This window comes from Psychrobacter sp. AOP7-B1-24 (assembly GCF_052376215.1).
Taxonomy (GTDB): Bacteria; Pseudomonadota; Gammaproteobacteria; order Pseudomonadales; family Moraxellaceae; genus Psychrobacter.
Window position 1 is genome coordinate 1 of sequence record NZ_JBQSVL010000033.1, and the last position, 18,224, is coordinate 18,224.

The 18,224-nt window shown below is 41.4% G+C and carries 17 protein-coding genes; 3 read left to right on the plus strand and 14 right to left on the minus strand.

Going from position 1 to position 18,224, the window contains the following annotated elements:
- The 3 genes from ACT3QP_RS08320 to ACT3QP_RS08330 form a co-directional block, all read left to right on the plus strand.
- The coding region (locus ACT3QP_RS08320; RefSeq protein ID WP_444525144.1) for a hypothetical protein at window positions 1-323 on the plus strand (323 nt) is incomplete at its 5' end.
- 125 nt (window positions 324-448) lie between these two features.
- Window positions 449-1,057 carry a hypothetical protein gene (locus tag ACT3QP_RS08325; protein WP_444525145.1) on the plus strand — a complete coding sequence of 203 codons (609 nt, stop codon included), beginning with the start codon at window positions 449-451 and terminating at the stop codon, window positions 1,055-1,057.
- A gap of 62 nt (window positions 1,058-1,119) precedes the next feature.
- Entirely contained in the window at window positions 1,120-1,509 is a 390-nt protein-coding gene (locus ACT3QP_RS08330; protein WP_444525146.1) for a hypothetical protein, read from the plus strand.
- Window positions 1,510-1,560: 51 nt separating this feature from the next.
- Here the strand turns inward: ACT3QP_RS08330 and ACT3QP_RS08335 are convergent, their stop codons facing one another.
- The 14 genes from ACT3QP_RS08335 to ACT3QP_RS08400 form a co-directional block, all read right to left on the minus strand.
- Window positions 1,561-2,898 carry a valine--pyruvate transaminase gene (locus ACT3QP_RS08335; RefSeq protein WP_444525147.1) on the minus strand — a complete coding sequence of 446 codons (1,338 nt, stop codon included), beginning with the start codon at window positions 2,896-2,898 and terminating at the stop codon, window positions 1,561-1,563.
- 274 nt (window positions 2,899-3,172) lie between these two features.
- Window positions 3,173-3,745 (minus strand): hypothetical protein, encoded by a 573-nt coding sequence (locus ACT3QP_RS08340; RefSeq protein WP_444525148.1) that lies wholly within the window; start codon window positions 3,743-3,745, stop codon window positions 3,173-3,175.
- Complete coding sequence (locus ACT3QP_RS08345; protein ID WP_444525149.1) at window positions 3,738-5,207, minus strand: AAA family ATPase; 1,470 nt, start codon at window positions 5,205-5,207, stop codon at window positions 3,738-3,740. The genes ACT3QP_RS08340 and ACT3QP_RS08345 overlap by 8 nt, the downstream gene beginning before the upstream one ends.
- Window positions 5,208-5,579: 372 nt before the next feature.
- The gene (locus ACT3QP_RS08350) at window positions 5,580-8,201 is read right to left on the minus strand and encodes an ABC transporter permease (RefSeq protein ID WP_444525150.1); all 2,622 of its coding nucleotides are present in this window, start codon (window positions 8,199-8,201) and stop codon (window positions 5,580-5,582) included.
- A gap of 27 nt (window positions 8,202-8,228) precedes the next feature.
- The gene (locus ACT3QP_RS08355; protein ID WP_444525151.1) at window positions 8,229-8,906 is read right to left on the minus strand and encodes a hypothetical protein; all 678 of its coding nucleotides are present in this window, start codon (window positions 8,904-8,906) and stop codon (window positions 8,229-8,231) included.
- A gap of 39 nt (window positions 8,907-8,945) precedes the next feature.
- On the minus strand, window positions 8,946-9,659 hold the full coding sequence (locus ACT3QP_RS08360) for an ABC transporter ATP-binding protein (RefSeq protein WP_444525152.1): 714 nt from the start codon (window positions 9,657-9,659) through the stop codon (window positions 8,946-8,948).
- Window positions 9,656-10,573: an arylesterase gene (locus ACT3QP_RS08365; protein ID WP_444525153.1), complete on the minus strand. Its 918-nt coding sequence runs from the start codon at window positions 10,571-10,573 to the stop codon at window positions 9,656-9,658. Before ACT3QP_RS08365 ends, ACT3QP_RS08360 begins: the two co-directional genes overlap by 4 nt.
- 94 nt (window positions 10,574-10,667) lie before the next feature.
- Complete coding sequence (locus tag ACT3QP_RS08370; protein WP_444525154.1) at window positions 10,668-11,936, minus strand: MFS transporter; 1,269 nt, start codon at window positions 11,934-11,936, stop codon at window positions 10,668-10,670.
- A 436-nt stretch (window positions 11,937-12,372) separates the two neighbouring features.
- Window positions 12,373-12,618 (minus strand): (Na+)-NQR maturation NqrM, encoded by a 246-nt coding sequence (gene nqrM / locus ACT3QP_RS08375; RefSeq protein WP_444525155.1) that lies wholly within the window; start codon window positions 12,616-12,618, stop codon window positions 12,373-12,375.
- Window positions 12,619-13,071: 453 nt separating this feature from the next.
- Window positions 13,072-14,190 (minus strand): FAD:protein FMN transferase, encoded by a 1,119-nt coding sequence (locus tag ACT3QP_RS08380; RefSeq protein WP_444525156.1) that lies wholly within the window; start codon window positions 14,188-14,190, stop codon window positions 13,072-13,074.
- A gap of 248 nt (window positions 14,191-14,438) precedes the next feature.
- Window positions 14,439-15,239, minus strand: a complete 801-nt coding sequence (locus ACT3QP_RS08385; protein ID WP_444525157.1) for an SDR family NAD(P)-dependent oxidoreductase — start codon at window positions 15,237-15,239, stop codon at window positions 14,439-14,441.
- A 347-nt stretch (window positions 15,240-15,586) separates the two neighbouring features.
- Entirely contained in the window at window positions 15,587-16,822 is a 1,236-nt protein-coding gene (gene nqrF, locus ACT3QP_RS08390; protein WP_444525158.1) for an NADH:ubiquinone reductase (Na(+)-transporting) subunit F, read from the minus strand.
- Window positions 16,823-16,944: 122 nt separating this feature from the next.
- Window positions 16,945-17,553 (minus strand): NADH:ubiquinone reductase (Na(+)-transporting) subunit E, encoded by a 609-nt coding sequence (nqrE, locus tag ACT3QP_RS08395; RefSeq protein WP_011281361.1) that lies wholly within the window; start codon window positions 17,551-17,553, stop codon window positions 16,945-16,947.
- Entirely contained in the window at window positions 17,553-18,224 is a 672-nt protein-coding gene (locus ACT3QP_RS08400) for an NADH:ubiquinone reductase (Na(+)-transporting) subunit D (protein ID WP_444525159.1), read from the minus strand. The genes nqrE and ACT3QP_RS08400 overlap by 1 nt, the downstream gene beginning before the upstream one ends.

Sequence of the window (18,224 nt, forward strand, 5' to 3'; positions counted from 1 at the left end):
AAAAATTAGAAGAATTACTGATAAATTATCATGACTATCAAGAACAATATTTGAAAATGAAAGGGTTTGGACTGAGTGTTATTGCGGCAGTGTTTATAACAAAATGGTTGTTCTTATCTTCTAGTACTAAGGCCGTTTTTTTGATTATATGCACGGCTTTATTGCTCGGCGTTATTTACAAAGCTTACTTACTATATAAAAGTTGGGCTTCTGTCTGTAAACCTATTGATAAGATTGCTAAAGAAGAAAATGTTAGCCCAAAAGCTTTACGAAAGCATTTTAATCAATTTGCGGTTGGTCGTTTTGGTAGGAATGGTATTTAATGTTTAATTGAGTGGCTTTGTATTTTCCATGCAATTCACTTTATTACTGGTTGAAAAATACTAGATAGTATTTTGATTATAATGCTAAGTTCGAATTTAGCATTGGGTTTTGAGCAGAAATACTTATGAATAAAAGATATTTAATCCTATTAATATTTAGTATTTTACCAACGCTCATTATCGCCCAAGGATGTGTCACTACCAACACATCTCAAAGCATTTGCTTGGCAGATAATGAAGGCCAACGTCTCACCACTGATGCTATAGATGAAAAATCGGGCAAGCATCTGCCATATATTCAACTTGTCGGTGCAAAAAACACTATGTTATTGCCTGAAAATACCTACACTTTGCCATTGTTCTCTGACATTTCTAAAGATGGCTGTTTTAAAAAACCTTTTATCTTATCTCATACAATAGCGGGGCACCATTGGTTCAATGATCGTGGTGAAAAGCTATATGATGTTTATTGGTTCGATAATGGCCCTGATTATCCGCAAGATGGTTTATTTCGTTTTAAAAAAAATGACTTGATAGGCTACGCCGCCGCAGATACTTTCGAAATTGTTCTCCCAGCACAATATCAAGCCGCGCATCCGTTTAAAGATGGACAGGCAGAAGTCTCCTATAAAGCTGACATTGAACAAGACGATAATAAGCATTCGATGTGGATACATACTGACTATGTGACTATTGATAAAAAAGGAAACGTTATTGGCTCAAAAACACACTAGGCTTGATAGCGTTTTGTGTTATTCATATCTATCATACTACTTACTATAATAAAGAGAAAACAGTGGATTTTACCGCCTTTAAAATGAGTATTATCGAAGCGACAGGGCTGGCCAAAGATGCCCTACATATCTATGTTGGTATCGGTGTTTATTTGTTGTGCTTAATGCTGCTGCGTCCAATATTTAGGAAGCAAGGTATCAGGTCTTTTGTCGCTTTAGTGATAGTGACCTGCATTGCGTTATTGGGCGAATACTTGGATAATAGAGAGACGATTGAATCGCTAGGCTTAATGGATTTAAGCCGTGATCAGATTACCGCGAGCATCCGTGATTTGATCAATACCTGCATGTTATCTTATGTGCTTTATGCGTTGAATAAATGGACGACCATATTTCGTCCAACCAATAAACCTACCTCGTTGACCAAACGCTATAAAAAAATGGACTATTAATAAGTCCGTTTTTTGTTTTGCTATATGAATTTATTATTTTAGCAGCCAATCTTATTTTTTGGCTTCATCATACAACTCACGTACCACTTCACCAATCACTCTAATACCATCAGTCAGCGTCTGCTCGTCAGCGGCGATACTCATACGAATACATTCATGTGCATGCTGATAATCACTAACATCGACACCAGGGAAGAAATACTGACTTGGTACGATGAGCGTGCCTTTTTCTTTTAAAATCTCGTACAGCTCAACCGTGGTAATCGGCAAGTCTTTAAACCACAACCATAAGAATATCGCGCCTTCAGGCTTATGAATCATCAGTGGGTAATCGCCCAATGCTTCTTTTAACAGCTTCACAGCAAGGGTGGCCTGTTTTTGATAAAAAGGCTTAATCTCATTATCGGCTAACTGCTTGATACGATCGTTTTCTACCAATGGCGTGGCAATCGCTGCACCAAAGCGTGTCGGCGCTAGATTCACTACGGCATTCATCGCGCTGACTGCTTTGATCACTTCAGCATCGGCCACGATAATACCCGTACGCATACCAGGCAAGCCAATTTTAGACAGGCTAAAGCACAGAATCGTATTGTTATCCCACGTCAAATGCGCGTCTGAATAGATGATATTAGGGAAGGGCATACCGTAGGCATTATCGATGATAAGCGGTATGTCATAACGTCTGGCAATCTCGGCTAGATGCGCCATTTCGTCATCAGTCAGTACATTGCCAGTCGGGTTGGTCGGGCGTGAACAGCAAATCGCGCCGATACGACCTTCCTTTAGTGCTGGCAAGTTTTCTAATGCGTCAAAATCGACACGATATTTAAAGAAGCCTTCCTCACCATCATGAGTCACTTCATCGATATGTGGCAATACTGCTGCGAAATGCTGACCTTCGACATGCACGTCGCTATAGCCGATATACTCAGGGGTCAATGGCAGTAGAATGGATTTGTCGATAGATTCGTTTGTTTTATCTTGATTGCTTTCATCAGCGAAAGCGCCGCCAAACAGATTAAACAGATAGAAAAACGCATTCTGTGAGCCATTGGTCAGGGCGATGTTTTCTGAGGTGAGGTTCCAATCATAATGACGGTTAAAGAAGCCAACCAAGGCATCAATAAATGCCGCATCACCTTGTGGATTAGAGTAGTTCGCCATGCTAATAATCGCGCTACTGTTAGCCTCTCCTGCATCGTTATCATTGCCAAGCGCTTTATACGTCTCCAAAAACAGCTCATTAACGGCATCAATTTTGGCAGGGTTACCACCACCCAGCATGTTGACTGGCTGATCGCTTTTTAGCGCATCGCCTAGATCGTCCATCAATTGTGAGATGCCAGTGGGTTGGGTAAATTTTTGACCGAACTTTGAGAATTTCATAAGACTACCATGCTGTTTTGGAGGATGTTGTAAGAAGGAATTTGATTGATAAAAGTTAGGCTAGTATAGCAAATGAAGGCTAGGTAATCGCCCCAATAAATCAGCAAACTGCATGGCTGACATTGGGTTATATACCTATACGCAATATGAAGCAAAAAAACGCCTTCTAGATGAGTAGAAGGCGTTTTGGTTTAGTGTTTCAAATGTTTGAGGTTTTGGAGCTAACCCTGCTTTACGCTTGCAGGCCGTAGCAAGTAGTATTACAAATAGATGGCTAAATTAATTCTAATAGAAGAGGGTGCTTAATATTTTTTGTATTACAAATACTCACTCTCCCCATCATTCCTGAGAGTTTAAAAGTTAAACTTTCAATCTGCCGAGAATCTGCGTTATCTCTAAGCACAATTAGTAAACTATACTGTAAGTCCTGTTCGTATTGCTCTCTTCGACAGTATCTTTCAAGAATAGCAATTGAACCCATCCATTTATTCTTCAACTCTCCTAAAACTTCAGACCAAATCTTACTATTAAGAAGTTTTTCAGCTTTTTTTGGACTCTTACCAAGTATTGTAGCGAAAGAGTCAGAATTTGATCGAATTATAGTTTCGGCAAATATACATTCTTTAATATGATTAGATAAATCTGTTAGCTCAATAAATTGAACTTTGGTTATTTCGTTATTTATCAGAAAGTAATCAGTTTGGTTCATTTGCCCATTTTTAAATCCTAAATATTGACTTAAACCGTTATCATCTATTTTATAGGCTAGAAAATTACAGCTTTCACTTATACCTTCTTTACTATCCTTATGTTGAATAGTTTCTTTAAATTCGTCAAGGTTAATCAAGAGCATAACCTCTTATTGTTAAGTCATCATAAGGTTCAAGTAGTTTTTGGCGGGCTTGTTCTATTTGGGTTAAATTATCATTGTTCATCTCTAGCAAATGACCATTATTTTCTAAGTAATATGTGGTTAAGCTACTTTCTACTTTCATTTCTTGTGTACTAATATCTATAGCTTTTAGCATGTCGGTACTATGGGATGTTACTATGACGTATACTTCATTTTTAGCTAATTTAGCTAAAGTATGTGCTAGGATATTTTGCCACTCAGGATGTAGGTTTGATTCAGGCTCATCAATGAATATAAAAGAACCTTTGTTGACAATATTCTTGCTTAAAACTGCTTGTATAATCCCGATATTAGTCATTCCAAAAGAAACTAAGTTTTTAGGTATGTTATGACCTAAACTATTCTCAAAGGTTAAATCGTTGTCTGAGGGTTTAAAATGACCTTTCAAGTAATTTTGTAAACTATTAGCACATTCGATTATGAATGAAGGACGTTCACCTTCTTTAAAATTAGTAAATAATAGTTTTTTTAAGTCGTAAAAATATTTAGGGATACCAGTAAGAATTTCGTATTTACTGCTGTAAGGTAATCCTCTATTTCCAGCTTTGTCTACTTCATTAATAATAGGTAATAATCGCCAATAAACAGGTGATTCAAAAAATATAATATGATTTATCTTTTCAAATTCAGATAAATAGTCTGATTGAATTTTTATTTTCAACCCCTCGTCTTTATCAATATAAACCTCAATTATATTATTTAATATAAAAACACTATTCGTTTCTTCATAATTAATTAATTGCTGTATTTCAGATATCTGAAAATTTTCTTTTAGCTCATTAGTTATATACTCACTTAGTACTCTCAAATAGCTAGTCTGTGAATTTAATAATAAATCGTTTAATTCACTTACAAGACTGGAAGCTCTATCTAATAAAATTTTAGGGCCTCTGAGCCTTCTTAAAAATTGCATCGAAGAATCAGGAGATTTTTCTGATGAGGTGTCAGAGTCTTCCTTATATGAACTCTCTAGAAATATATTAAGGTTAGGATAAACGGTTTTATTATATATCTCTATACTGTCGTTCAAGTCTCTAATTAAATTGCTATCTAACTCATAGTAATCTGACTCTATTTGAATTATTAACTCTGGAATATTTTTTAGGATATCAGTAAATTTACTAATATAAGTTAATTCTTTTTCAATTTCTTCATTGTGCTCTATGTCATGAAAAGTTCTAACTATTCGATTTAGTACGGAGCCTAGTCTACTGATAGTCGTTATAGTGTGATTAGAGTAAACATCTATATTAACTGCACTCAAAATCGAATATAGAAATTTAGTAACAAAACTTTTCCCTGTTCCATTTTCACCTGCTATTATAGTTAAAGGAGTGATGACGAAGTCAGCTTCCTTAATAGCACCTAGATTCTCAATATGGATTTCATAATTCATTATAGCTTTCCTACATTTGGTAAAGCGCATTTACAGCTAAGATAAGAGATAGGGATGTTATAGATATTCACTCTATTATTCTAACCGAAGTTAGTCTTTTATATAAGGTCTAAATTGTCTGCAGTCGTTCAATATGATTGATACATACTCTTCTGAACAGAGTAAAGCGTATGCTCATCAAGTTCAAATGCCTGAGTAATAATAGGTGCTAGCCCTTTTAAGTTATTATTTTCTTCAACTCTTGATAATCCGTCAGGGCTGAAAATCAAAAAATGAGCTTGGTCAATACTAATTTCATCAAGGCGTCATAGGCGAATAATACCTATCAAGAAAGTGCTAACTATCATGTCATTTGAATTCATAGTCTATTTCCTAAACCATCGCCCGTACCCTAGCCATAATCCCGCGACCAATCACCAGTTTCACATAAATAATGGCAATGGCAAACAGCAAGGCAACTAACGCAATACCGCCGAGTCCCAAGTTTGCCCACGGCACACTAAAGCGCAGATTGAACCACTGAGTGACCGCCAGCCAAGCACCACCAGTGGCGATAATCACTGCAAATGTCGCCGCACTAATCCCAAGCACACCCAGCTCTAAGATATTGAGCATATACAAGTCACGCTTTTGCATACCCAATAGTCTAAACGAAGCACTCTCTTTCATACGATCTTGTGACGTAGAGAGTAGCGAGCTGATGAGTACCATGATGCCCGTAAGCAAAGCAAGCAAGGTAAAAATATACACCAAGCGGCTCATCTGTGCGACCAACCCTTGGACTTGCTCCGCGATAATTGTACCGTCAATACTGGTCACCGCTGGGAACTCGCGTACCAGCTCACCTTGCAGATTAGGAATATCATCGGCAGAGACATGCGCCGTCGCAAATTGGATTTGCGGTGCGCTAGCCAGTATCTCAGGTTCAAACAAGAAGTAGAAAAACGGACTAGGGCCACGCTCGAAACGCGAGCGAATACTGGTAATCTCGCCAACCAACTCGATACCTTGAATATTAAAGCTGATCTGATCGCCCATGCCGACATTTAACATCTCAGCGGCGGTGTCTAAAATTGACAATGACTGCACTTGCGAAATCGCAGAGGCACTCGCATCCTGATTTTCAATCGGCGTATACAGCGCATCGTCAGTCAGCGACTCAGTAATGAACTCTGTGTCCATGACCGTATCGGAATAACTTAAATTGAACACCCGAGTAGGGTCGTCTTCGCCTTCAGGCGCATCAATATCTTTGGGTTCGACACCGTTAGCCGTACCGATACGGGCGCGAATCACTGGATAATAGGTGACAGGTGCTTTGAGAATACTGTCTATCTTATCGTGCTGATCGGTCTGCACATCCAATAAAAACAGGTTCGGCGCATCTTCAGGATAGGCATTGATAAACTGCTCATTGATACTATGATTGATCGACGTGATAAGGGTCAATACCGCAACGGATAATGACAATGTCACAAAGAACAATGCGGACTGATTGCCTTTACGCGCCAAGTTATGAATCGCAATACGCTGCATCCAGCTGATTTTTTTGCCCGTGGCGATGCGCGCCAGCAACCAAAGCCAACCACGTGCCAATGCCCAAAATATCGCAATGAATACAATCAATCCGACCAGTATCTGTGCACCTAATGCTAAAGATTGCACTTCATAGGCAAGGAAAGCATACAGCCCGATGAATAATAAACCATAGCGTAAGAATGGTATGCGCTGCTGCCAAGGCAAACGTTTTGATGATTTACCAGTCGCTTGATTGAGCAGGGCCGCAGGTTTTGTGCCATCAAGCGCACGCAGACTGCGCTGGGTAATCAGTAGCGTCATGACAAGCGCGATGACAATCGTTTTGAAAATACTAATTGGATTAATCGCCAATCCTAAGTCTGACGGTAAAATAGCCGTCAGATAGGGTTGACCAATTTTGAGTAACACAAGGCTGAGCGACACGGCGGCGACACAGGCCAAGGCAGCCATGATTAATAGTAGCCAATAATAGCTACGCTTAATCGAACGGTTGGTTTCACCCAGCGCCATGCGTATGGCATCGTTGGATTGCTGCTTGGTTACAAAGGCGGTAATCACTCCATACATGGCAACCGCAGATAATAATAGAACGGCAATGACTAGCAATTTTAAGAACATCAACACATTGTCAGAGATGCGTGAGACAGACGTCTCCTCTGAGGTAGGGTCAGACATCTCAATATCAGGATAATTAACCAGCATCTGCGTCAGCTGCTCACGCTGAGTGGCAATGACTTCTGGCGTGCCTGCCATCTCTATTTGGTAACTGACCCGACTACGCTGACCGATGAGATCGGTCGCTTCTAATGCGTCTTGCTGCATCATCACGCGACCACCAAAACCAAAGGCAGTTAGCGGACGATCAGGTTCTCTAACGAGCTCGTCACTGATGGTGAATGCTCCCTCACCAATATTGATACTGTCGCCAATCGATACGTTTAGACTTCTGAGAACCTCAGGCGCGACCACAATGCTATCCGCACTCAGCTGCTCGGACAAGGATTTGCCTGACGCCAGTTCAACTTCACCGTATAGAGGATAAGCTGCCGTAACACCTTTGATACGAGCCAACAGCGTTTGGTCTGCTGCGACCAACATAGCATTGAATTGATAATCATAAACCGTTTGGTCATCAGGCAACGTCTGGACTTGTGCCAAGACTTCCTCAGGCCATGCTTGATTACTTTCTAATATCAAATCACCACCGACGAGTGCCAGCTGATTGTCATTGACGTAGGTATTCACCGACTGTTGGATCGAGTCCAGTGTCAGATAGGTGGCAAGCGATAGCATCAACGTGAGTAAGAATAGCAGCGGATATACCCAGCGTCGCCACCAACTGCGAGACAAAGCCTGTGCGCCTAAGGTTCGACTGCTAAAAAAACTGCCACTTTTAGCATTAGCAGTTTTATTATTGATAGCAGTATCGTTTTCTGTGATTGTGGCTTTAGTCATAAGTTTTTTACTTAATCGATAGAAGTGTTAAGACGTTTTAGAGGTGTCATCAGGTAACCAAATATAGATAAAGTCGAACAACTCTGCATCTGTCATGTCAGTTAACGAATGAACGAATTTTTTATCTTTAACTTTCTTATATACCGCACTAGCTACTACTTTTCGATAAAGAAGAGATTTACCTTTCACTTGCTGCTCAAACCATTGGCTATCTATTTTGCTAGGTAAGCTATGAAACAAAGAAAAATCTAGCTGTTCACTGAGGCGGTTCAACTGTTCGTATTTGTGAGTATCAAAGTAATATAGATGTCTTAATACATCATTCTGTAATGTATTTTGCTGATTGTGTAGTAATTTCAAAAAACAAAGATATTCTTCATCATGTTCCATAAAGTAAACTAAGGGATATAGCAAATAGCAATTCGCGCTACAATATCCCTTGCTTATTGCTTGTAAAGTAAGCTGACTTACCTCGTCTTTGTTCGCATTAATAAAAGGTTTTGAGTAATGCTCTAATATAAAGGAGAGTGCAAAAATAATGGAATAGTCGTCTGAGTTAGCCATCTGTTTTAGATAGTAAAGCGCGTTATCTAGTTTGTAGATCGAAACTAATTTATTAATGGCTTGGCTATAGTCTTCGGTTTCAAAAGTGAAATTGCCAGCAATTAGGTTCTTTGCCAACCTTTCTATTTCGAGAGCTTCCATCGCACTGACCTTATTTAAAAATGAAGCACAAATTCTTATTTAGCTCTCAACCTGTCCATCATGCATGGTGATGACTCGGTCTGCCATGTCCGCTAGTGCAGGGTCATGGGTCACGACGACCAATGCCGAACCGACTTGCTGTCGTAAATCTAACAATAGCTGCATGACTTGGTCGGCGTTTTGCTCATCCAAGTTACCCGTAGGTTCATCAGCGAATACAATTTTTGGATGCGACACCAATGCGCGAGCGACAGCCGTACGTTGTTGCTCACCACCTGATAATTGATTGGGCAAACTGTCACGTCTATGACCGAGTCCAACGGCTTCGATTAACTCATCGACTCGTGCAGCGTTTGGCTGCCGTGCAATATCCAGCGGAAAGGCAATATTTTCTGCCACGGTCAGCGTTGGCAGTAGATGAAATGACTGAAACACAAAGCCCATATCACGCTGACGAATAGCCGCTAGGGCGTCTTCATCAAGGCTGCTGAGCATTTGGTCTGCTAGCTCAACCGTTCCACTATCAGGATAGTCGAGTGCTGCTAGCAATCCCAATAACGTCGATTTACCAGAGCCAGACTTGCCCATGATGACCACAAACTCGCCCGCATTAATATGAACGTTCACGTCTTTAATAATGGATAGTGTTTGTTCGCCGATTTGTACGGTTTTGTTTAAATGCGCGGCGGTCAGTAATGCTTTTGCTGTAGCGGTAGGCGTCGTCACTGTGTCAGCTGAAGGTGATGATGTCATTGCGTGGTCTCAGTTGGCGTGTTGTTTGATGCTAGTTCATTAGGCGTGTTTGATGCTGTCGTATTAGTACTATTGCTGGCTTTCAATTTTTCAATCTCAGGCTTTAAGATAGGCAAAATATTATCTTTGACGATAATCTGATAGCCTTCCTTGGTCGGATGAATCGCATCGGCTTGATTCAGCTCAGGGTCACCGCCCACGCCTTCTAAAAAGAAGGGGATAAGTGGCACATTCATGTCTTTTGCCACACGAGGATAGATGTCTGAAAACGCGGAAACATAGTCATTACCTAGATTGTCATAGATCGACATACCGCCCAAGATTACTTCACTGCCATTGTCTTGCAGACGCTTAACCGCAGTACGGATGTTCTCCTCAATGGTCGCTACATCTAGGCCACGCATGGCATCATTGGCACCAATCGTCAGGATAGTAATATCAGGTTCGGTTTGCGCCACCCAGTCTAGACGATTGACCAAGCCAGTGCTAGTTTCACCACTCAAGCCTGAGTTGATGACCTTGGCATTGGTATAGCCGAGCTCTTTTAGGCTGGCTTCTAACTGCGCAGGGTAGTTGGCGTCACCATCGACTCCTAGTCCTTCAGTCAGTGAGTCACCAAGCGCTAATATCGTCAGTGGCGAGGTGATCTGTTGTCCGTCTGTAGACTCAGCCGCTACTTGATTGTTATTGGTTTGAGCATTGGCGGTTGACGCCTCAGTGTTTTCTGAATCAGGGCTTTGTGAACCCGTGTTGTTTGAATCAGCACTTTGTACATCAGTGCTTTGCGAGCTGGTATTTTGCGCATCGGTAGCGTCAGTTGGCTCGGAGCTGTTTTGGCAACCAGCGATGACTAACGCTATGGTTAGCGTTGCCATTGCTGGCAGATGTCGAGAAAAACGAGAAGGTAGATTCATAATAATTATTCTGTCTTATATGTAATTTAAACAGTGTAGCAAAATAAGAAGAATATCAATATTATCCTAAGGTTACTTTATCTAATCGTAAGTATTAAAACTTTTTACCATCGACCATAACAGGACGACTGACTAGCCAAGCAATACCAACGTTAATAACCATCAATATTAAAATAAGCAGCAGTGGTAAATCCCAATTACCCGTCACTTCATGTAACCAACCAGTACCCAATGGTCCAAAAAACGCAAGGACATAACCGACTGCTTGCGCCATACCTGACAGCTCACTCGCTTGATTGGTCGTATAGGTGCGCATAGAGAACAACATCATACATAGGGTAAAGATTGCCGCACAGCCCATGCCCATCATGCCTGACCATAACCATGCTAAGTCAGTTGAGAGGTAACTGACACCCAATATGCCAATGACATTTAGCACAGCGGCAACCACTGTTAACGCTTGAATAGGGCGACCACGGTTGACGAGCCACGTTAAGCTCAAAATAGATAACGGTGCCATAAACTGAAATACGGAGCCCATTTGCCCCGCCTGTACCGCTGACAACCCTTTACTGGCCCAAATGTAAGGTAAGAAGCTGGCCACGGTATAAAACAATAAAGACTGCAAACCCATCAGTACCGCGATCTGCCAAGAAAACGGCATACGCCATATTGATATGTCGGAAGCGCTTGACGTTGGTAGGAGTGCTGCTTGATGGTTAGATGATCCCAAACGCACCCGTAAAAACCCCCACAGTACGAGGGCGAGGATGCCCAATATGGCCCAGCCACCAAGTGCCCACTGCCAACCTGCCTGCTCAGATAACGGTAATATTACACCTGCGACGATACCTGCTGATATAGTCATCGTGAGACTTAACGCACCAGTAATCAGCGGGATATGTTGCGGGGTACGCTGCTTAATAACTGGTGCTGCTAACGTATTGGCAAAACCGATAGCCAGTGTCAATAATAACGTACCTGCCAAAAACCAATGCCAAGTTGGCACAACACTACGAATAATCATCCCTGTGGTCAATAGCGCAATCACTATAATAAGCGTATTTTCTAGCCCAAACCGCTTGCCAATCATGGGTGAGACGAGTGCGCCAATAGCAAAAGATAGCATGGGTACCGCACCCAGCCAGCCAATTTGTGTCTCTGAGATATGGAGTGCGTCTTTTACCACTGGTGCAATAGAGCCTAGCGCCACGATAGGCGCTCGCATGTTGCTGGCAAGTAGAACCATGGCACATAACACAAGCCAAAAAATAAAGCGTGAAGAGGGTGGCTTCAATGGCGAGGCATTGTCAGAATGAGGCTGTGATGGCAAATTAATTTTTGAGTTAGAAGAGGTAGGCATAGCAGCACGATTATTATTAGAATAAGAAAAAACACGTCATTTAACAGCACTGAAGAATCATTGCTTGCAAATGACACCAAAGAAAACGCACACCAAAAGTGGCTGATATCGTAAACTAAAATCGTAAATTAGAAAGTATTTATAGAACGTAAGAGATACGAGCTTGCCATCTTATTAAGCAGGGTAGATATAATATAAGAGTGGTAACTTTGAAAAGTGTATTGCGATCTGAGTCATACTATAAAGCATAACACAATAAAAATAGTGCCAGCCTATTTCAAAGGACGTGGCACTATTATAAGAACAGATATCAGGCAAATACTAGAGTGTGTAACATTTTAATATGGTACTGGCAGTGGCTATTTTTTAGGCAATACACAGTAAAATTTTGATACCTAATCATTGTCATTCTAGGTTAGACAATTTTACATTGAGTTTATACTGACTTGCCTAACTGAGCCGCTTTAAGCGCGTTTTCTTGTTGTTCAGCGACGATAGAATCGCACTTATTGGGATCATCACCGCAGTATGAGCATTTTTCGTTACCCATCAGTTTAGCAACACCACCACAAGACCCTTTAAGTGGTTTCTTTTTTACCATATAACCGATGCCCATAAAAATAAAAAATAGGACGAATACAGCAAAGGTAATAGCGAGCATGGGAAGCAATTGGCTAAGCATAGTGAGTACCTCAGTTCTCAAAAATAGGGTAGTTATCTTTATGATAACGATACATCTTAAATATTATCTATATATTATTTACATACTTAATAGATGGTGTCTTGATAGCAGTATAACAAATTTTTGTTTCACTCGTTTATACCTATCGTGTTCGTTCATGTATTGTTAGGGCGTGTTGAACATTCACAGATAGGCACTGCTGATCGCTAAAACGGTTCCAGACAAGGCGTAAAACGACGGTAATGCTCATGCCTTAACGAGATTTACAACGCAGTATGGGGCAGTTTTAGCATCAGCTCCAATACCAACAGAAGGAGACAGGACTATTTTTTTGCCATTTCATTGTTAAAATATAGACGCTTAGAATGACTAAACTTACTATTTTTAACGTCGAACTGTCTAAAAAATAGTCTCTGTTAGTGCTATGGTTGAGTGATCAACACGCCCTAGCATCTAAGACTTTTTATCAGCACGTAACGCTTGCATCGCAGGCGTTTCTACTACGTGCCAATCATCGATGCTATCGTCGGTATGGTTCGTTTTTGCCTCGTCGGTTAAGACGACAAACATGGCAGCTAAATCTTGTTCTTTGGCAACTTCTAGAGCTTTATGGTATGGCATTGCCGTTAGAGCAGTTGCCCATGCATCAGCCAGTGCGACTGAGTCGGCTGCTACAGTAACAGAAGGTGCACCACCCGCGATAGGTTCTCCAGTGGTGGGGTCAATGGTATGGCTATAGCGTTTGCCATCAAATATAACAGAATTGCGATAGTTGCCAGATGTGGCTAAATACATTTTATTATTAGTATTTGTAGGCTGGCGAATCACTGATATCGTCTGACGTTCGCTGACAGTACTGCCTTGAATTGGCGCATCAATTGCAATTTGCCATGGCTGCTGTTGATTATTAACACCAGCCGTCGAAATCTCTCCACCGATTTCTACCATATAGTTACGAATTTTGTAATCGTCTCTCAATACGTCAGCGATCACATCGACGCCATAACCTTTGGCAACGGCTGAAAAATCAAGACCGATACCGTCTTTGGTCTTATAGATGGTTTGGTCTTTTTTTATAATACTATCAAAATCCACCAACGCTTTTGCTTGAGCAATCTCTACGGCAGTGGGTGGACTTTGTAAGCGATCAACGGTCATGGTGCTACCAAAGCCCCATGTTTCTACTAAGGGCATGACGGTTGGGTCAAATGCACCGTTAGACTGCTGATAGACTATACGCGAGACATCAAGCACACGACTGAAGTCTGTATCGATAGGGATAGGCGTGTCTTTGCCCAATTGGTTAAACTCAGAGATAGTAGAGTCTGTTTGATAAGTAGACATACTGTCATTGATTTGCTTTAGGCGCTTATCAATCGATGCTTGTATGGCCGCTTCATTGACGTCAGCAGGCAGCTGATAACTGATATGATAGCTAGTACCCATCGTCTCACCAGTCAGATAATCGTAATCTGGTGTTTGCTGGCAAGCAGTGATGCTCAGCACGCTGGCGAGAGCGATAGTGCCATAGCCTGTGTGAATCATTTTAGTAGAAATTATTGTCGTTTTCATAAGCTTTTTGCTATAGCAGGAAGGTGAGTGAGGCTTTGAATAAGGTGCTTATTTTACACCTCTTGCCGCCAATAACGCCAATCGCTTTGAGCGTAGAAAGTGCTTGTACTCATCACACTAGGGCGTGCCTTCACTTTTATCACCATTTAAATGATTATCGAGTAAGTGGAAGATACGTCCTAGATACTCATGGCTAATACCACGGGGTTATATTTAGAACTTTTGTAAAAACTGTCTTCATCGCTTTTTTATGTTACTTTTGACTCACGGATGAGTTTATAAAGCTTAGGCGGCGATAACCGATTGACTCTGGTCGCCAGTTTTTCTTTAGTACCAGCCACGATGATATATTCTTCATCTTTAGTCAGTGCTTTTACGACTTGCTTGGCAAATGAAGCCGTGGTCAGTCCGTTACTGGTTGCTTCATCCATCGTGCCTTGCGTGCTGCCGTCTCCAGTCAAAGCATTCATAGAGACATTGGTTTGGATAAACCCTGGGAATATTGTCGCGACCTCTATTCCTTGGTCATACAGTTCAGCGCGTAGACTGTTTGCCCACATATGAAGCGCGGCTTTGGCTGCACCATAAGCACCGCGATATTGAGTACCTAACAATCCTGCCACACTTGATACCATCACCACTTTACCACCGCCTTGTTCGAGCATATCTGGTAATGCCAATCTGGTCAGACGGGTTTGCGCAAAATAATCTATTTCCATGATTTTGCGTTCAACGTCTTCAGCCGTGTCCATGATAAGCGAGCGTTGACTGATACCAGCATTATTAATGAGCCAGTCAATTTTCCCTGCTTGTTGCTGAGCAGATTTATAGGCTTCGTTTGTTTGATTGGCATCGCTAATGTCAAAAGCTACGATGAGGTGTTTCTTACTTTGTTTACAGCGTTTTTTAACAGCCTGTAATTTTATTTCATCACGCCCGCTCAGAATAATTGTTGCCCCACGTTTGGCAAAGGCAATGGCTAGTGCTTCACCAATACCACTAGAAGCCCCCGTTATCCAGATAGTTAATGCATTATATTTGGTTTTCATAAGAATCCTTTCCGAGGCTAGTGCGTGTCTTCGATTCACCCGATAGTCATCTAAATGGGCTAAAAATGGCTAAATCTTGCCAAACATCGTCAAATAGCTGGTTAATATCTCGATATTATCTGCGCTATTTTTCTTGTTTGACGACAATTTATCTCACTTTCATCACCATTTTTGAAATGAAGACACGCCCTAATAAATAATTAATAATATAGGATAAAGAAGAGCATTTGATATTTAAATTTGTTGTTTTATTCTTTAAGGTGAGTTATTTAGCAATAAAAAAAGAGCCTCAATTGAGACTCTTTTCGTATGTACTTTACAAGTTGTTTTTTTACTTAATTACCCACTTAACCACCGAAGTCATCAAGCATGATGTTTTCATCTTCAACACCTAGGCTGTGCAACATGTCGATGACGGCCGCATTCATCATTGGTGGCCCACACATGTAATATTCACAATCTTCTGGGTTTGGATGGTTTTTCAGATACTCTTCTAACAATACGTTATGGATAAAGCCAGTATAGCCGGTCCAATTGTCTTCAGGTAGGGGATCTGATAATGCGACATGCCATTCAAAGTTAGCAAACTCTTCTTGCAGCTGATCGTAATCTTCCACATAGAACATTTCACGAATAGAACGTGCACCATACCAAAAGCTGATTTTACGGTCTGTGTGCAAGCGTTTTAGCTGATCGAAAATATGTGAGCGCATCGGTGCCATACCTGCACCACCACCAACAAAGATCATCTCAGCTTTGGTCTCTTTAGCAAAAAACTCACCATAAGGACCAGATACAGTCACTTTGTCACCAGGTACTAGACTGAATACCCAAGAAGACATTTTGCCTGGTGGAATCCCATCAGGGCCACGTGGCGGCGGACTGGCGATACGAATGTTGAACTTGATCAGGCCTTTTTCTTCTGGGTAGTTTGCCATTGAATAAGCACGAATAACTGGCTCATCAACTTTTGAAACATATTTGAAGATACCGAACTTTTCCCAGTCTTCTCTATATTCTTCTTCGATATCAAAGTCTTTATAGTGTACTTCATGCGGTGGCGCTTCCAACTGTACATAACCACCAGCACGGAAATTAACTTCTTCACCTTCTGGAATTTTAAGTACCAGCTCTTTAATGAAGGTAGCAACGTTCTCATTAGAGATAACTTCACATTCCCATTTTTGAACATCAAAGAACTCAGGGTCAATCTCAATTTCCATGTCTTGCTTAACAGCTACCTGACAAGCTAAGCGCATATGATTGCGGATTTCGCCTTGAGTAAAATAGCCTTCTTCGGTGGGCAGAATAGATCCGCCCCCTTCAATAACGCGGCAACGACACTGTGCACAGGTACCACCGCCACCACATGCTGAAGATAAGAAAATACCTTCGCTCGCAAGTGTTTGCAGTAGTTTACCGCCTGCTGGTGTCACGACGTCATTATCGGGATTATCATTGATATGGATGGTAACATCGCCTGAACTGACCAGTCTTGAGCGCGCCGCCAAAATAATGGCGACAAGGCCCATGATGATCAAGGTAAACATCGCAACGCCACCAATCGCCGTAGCGTAATCCATGGTAGGTATCCTTAATCTATGGAGTAGGGGAGCGAAAAGACGTGATAACGTTTTTCTGAGCCCCTACCGAATAAATGAATTAAATAGGTCAAATCGCTAAATAAGTGTTTAAGCTTAGTCGTCTAAATTGACATACCGCCGAAAGACATAAAGCCAAGTGACATCAGACCAACGGTGATAAAGGTGATACCAAGACCACGCAGCGGTGCTGGAATGTCTGAGTATTTTAACTTCTCACGGATACCAGCCAATGCAGTAATGGCTAATGCCCAACCGAAGCCTGCACCCACGCCATAAACGACGGATTCGCCGAAGTTATAGTCACGCTCAACCATAAACAATACACCACCTAAGATGGCACAGTTTACAGTGATGAGTGGTAAGAAAACACCAAGGGCGTTGTACAGACTAGGAACGAACTTATCCAAGAACATCTCTAGAATCTGTACAGTAGCAGCAATAAGACCGATGTAACTGAGCAAACCTAAAAAGCTCAAGTCGATGTCAGGGAAACCTGCCCATGCTAGCGCACCATCTTTTAGAATGAACTGGAATAGTAAGTTGTTTAGTGGAACGGTAATGGCCATTACCACAACAACAGCGACCCCAAGGCCAATAGCGGTTGACACTTTCTTTGATACTGCCAAGAAAGTACACATACCTAAGAAGTAGGCAAGCGCCATATTCTCAATAAAGACTGAGGTTATAAATAAACTAACATAATGTCCCATTAGTGACCGCCTCCATGTGCCATGCCTTTAGACTGCGGCTTCATTACAAACTCAGCTTCTTCTACTTGTTCAGGCTTCCAAATACGGACAATGACAATGAACAAAGCAATGATAAAGAATGCTGACGGTGGTAATAATAGTAAGCCGTTTGGTATATACCAACCGCCGTCAGTCACTGGTTGTAGAATAGTGATACCAAACCAAGTTCCTGCGCCTAGTAGCTCACGAATAGTGGCAACAAATAACAAGACTGCAGAGTAGCCAAGACCGTTACCAATACCATCTAAGAAGCTTGGTACTGGCGGATTGCTCATCGCAAATGCTTCGGCACGGCCCATTACGATACAGTTGGTGATAATCAAACCAACGAAAACCGATAAGCCTTTACTAACATCATAAGCAACGGCTTTTAGCACCTGATCGACCAAAATAACCAATGAGGCAATGATGGTCATCTGGACAATAATACGAATGCTTGATGGGATCTGCTTACGAATAATCGAGATAAAGAAACTCGAAAATGCAGTTACCAATGTTAATGCCACACACATAACCATGGCATTTGCCATGCTTGTTGTGACTGCCAACGCCGAACAGATACCAAGGATCTGTAAGCCGATGGGGTTATTATCAAAAATAGGCGTGGTTAAAATACTTTTAGTATCAGCCAT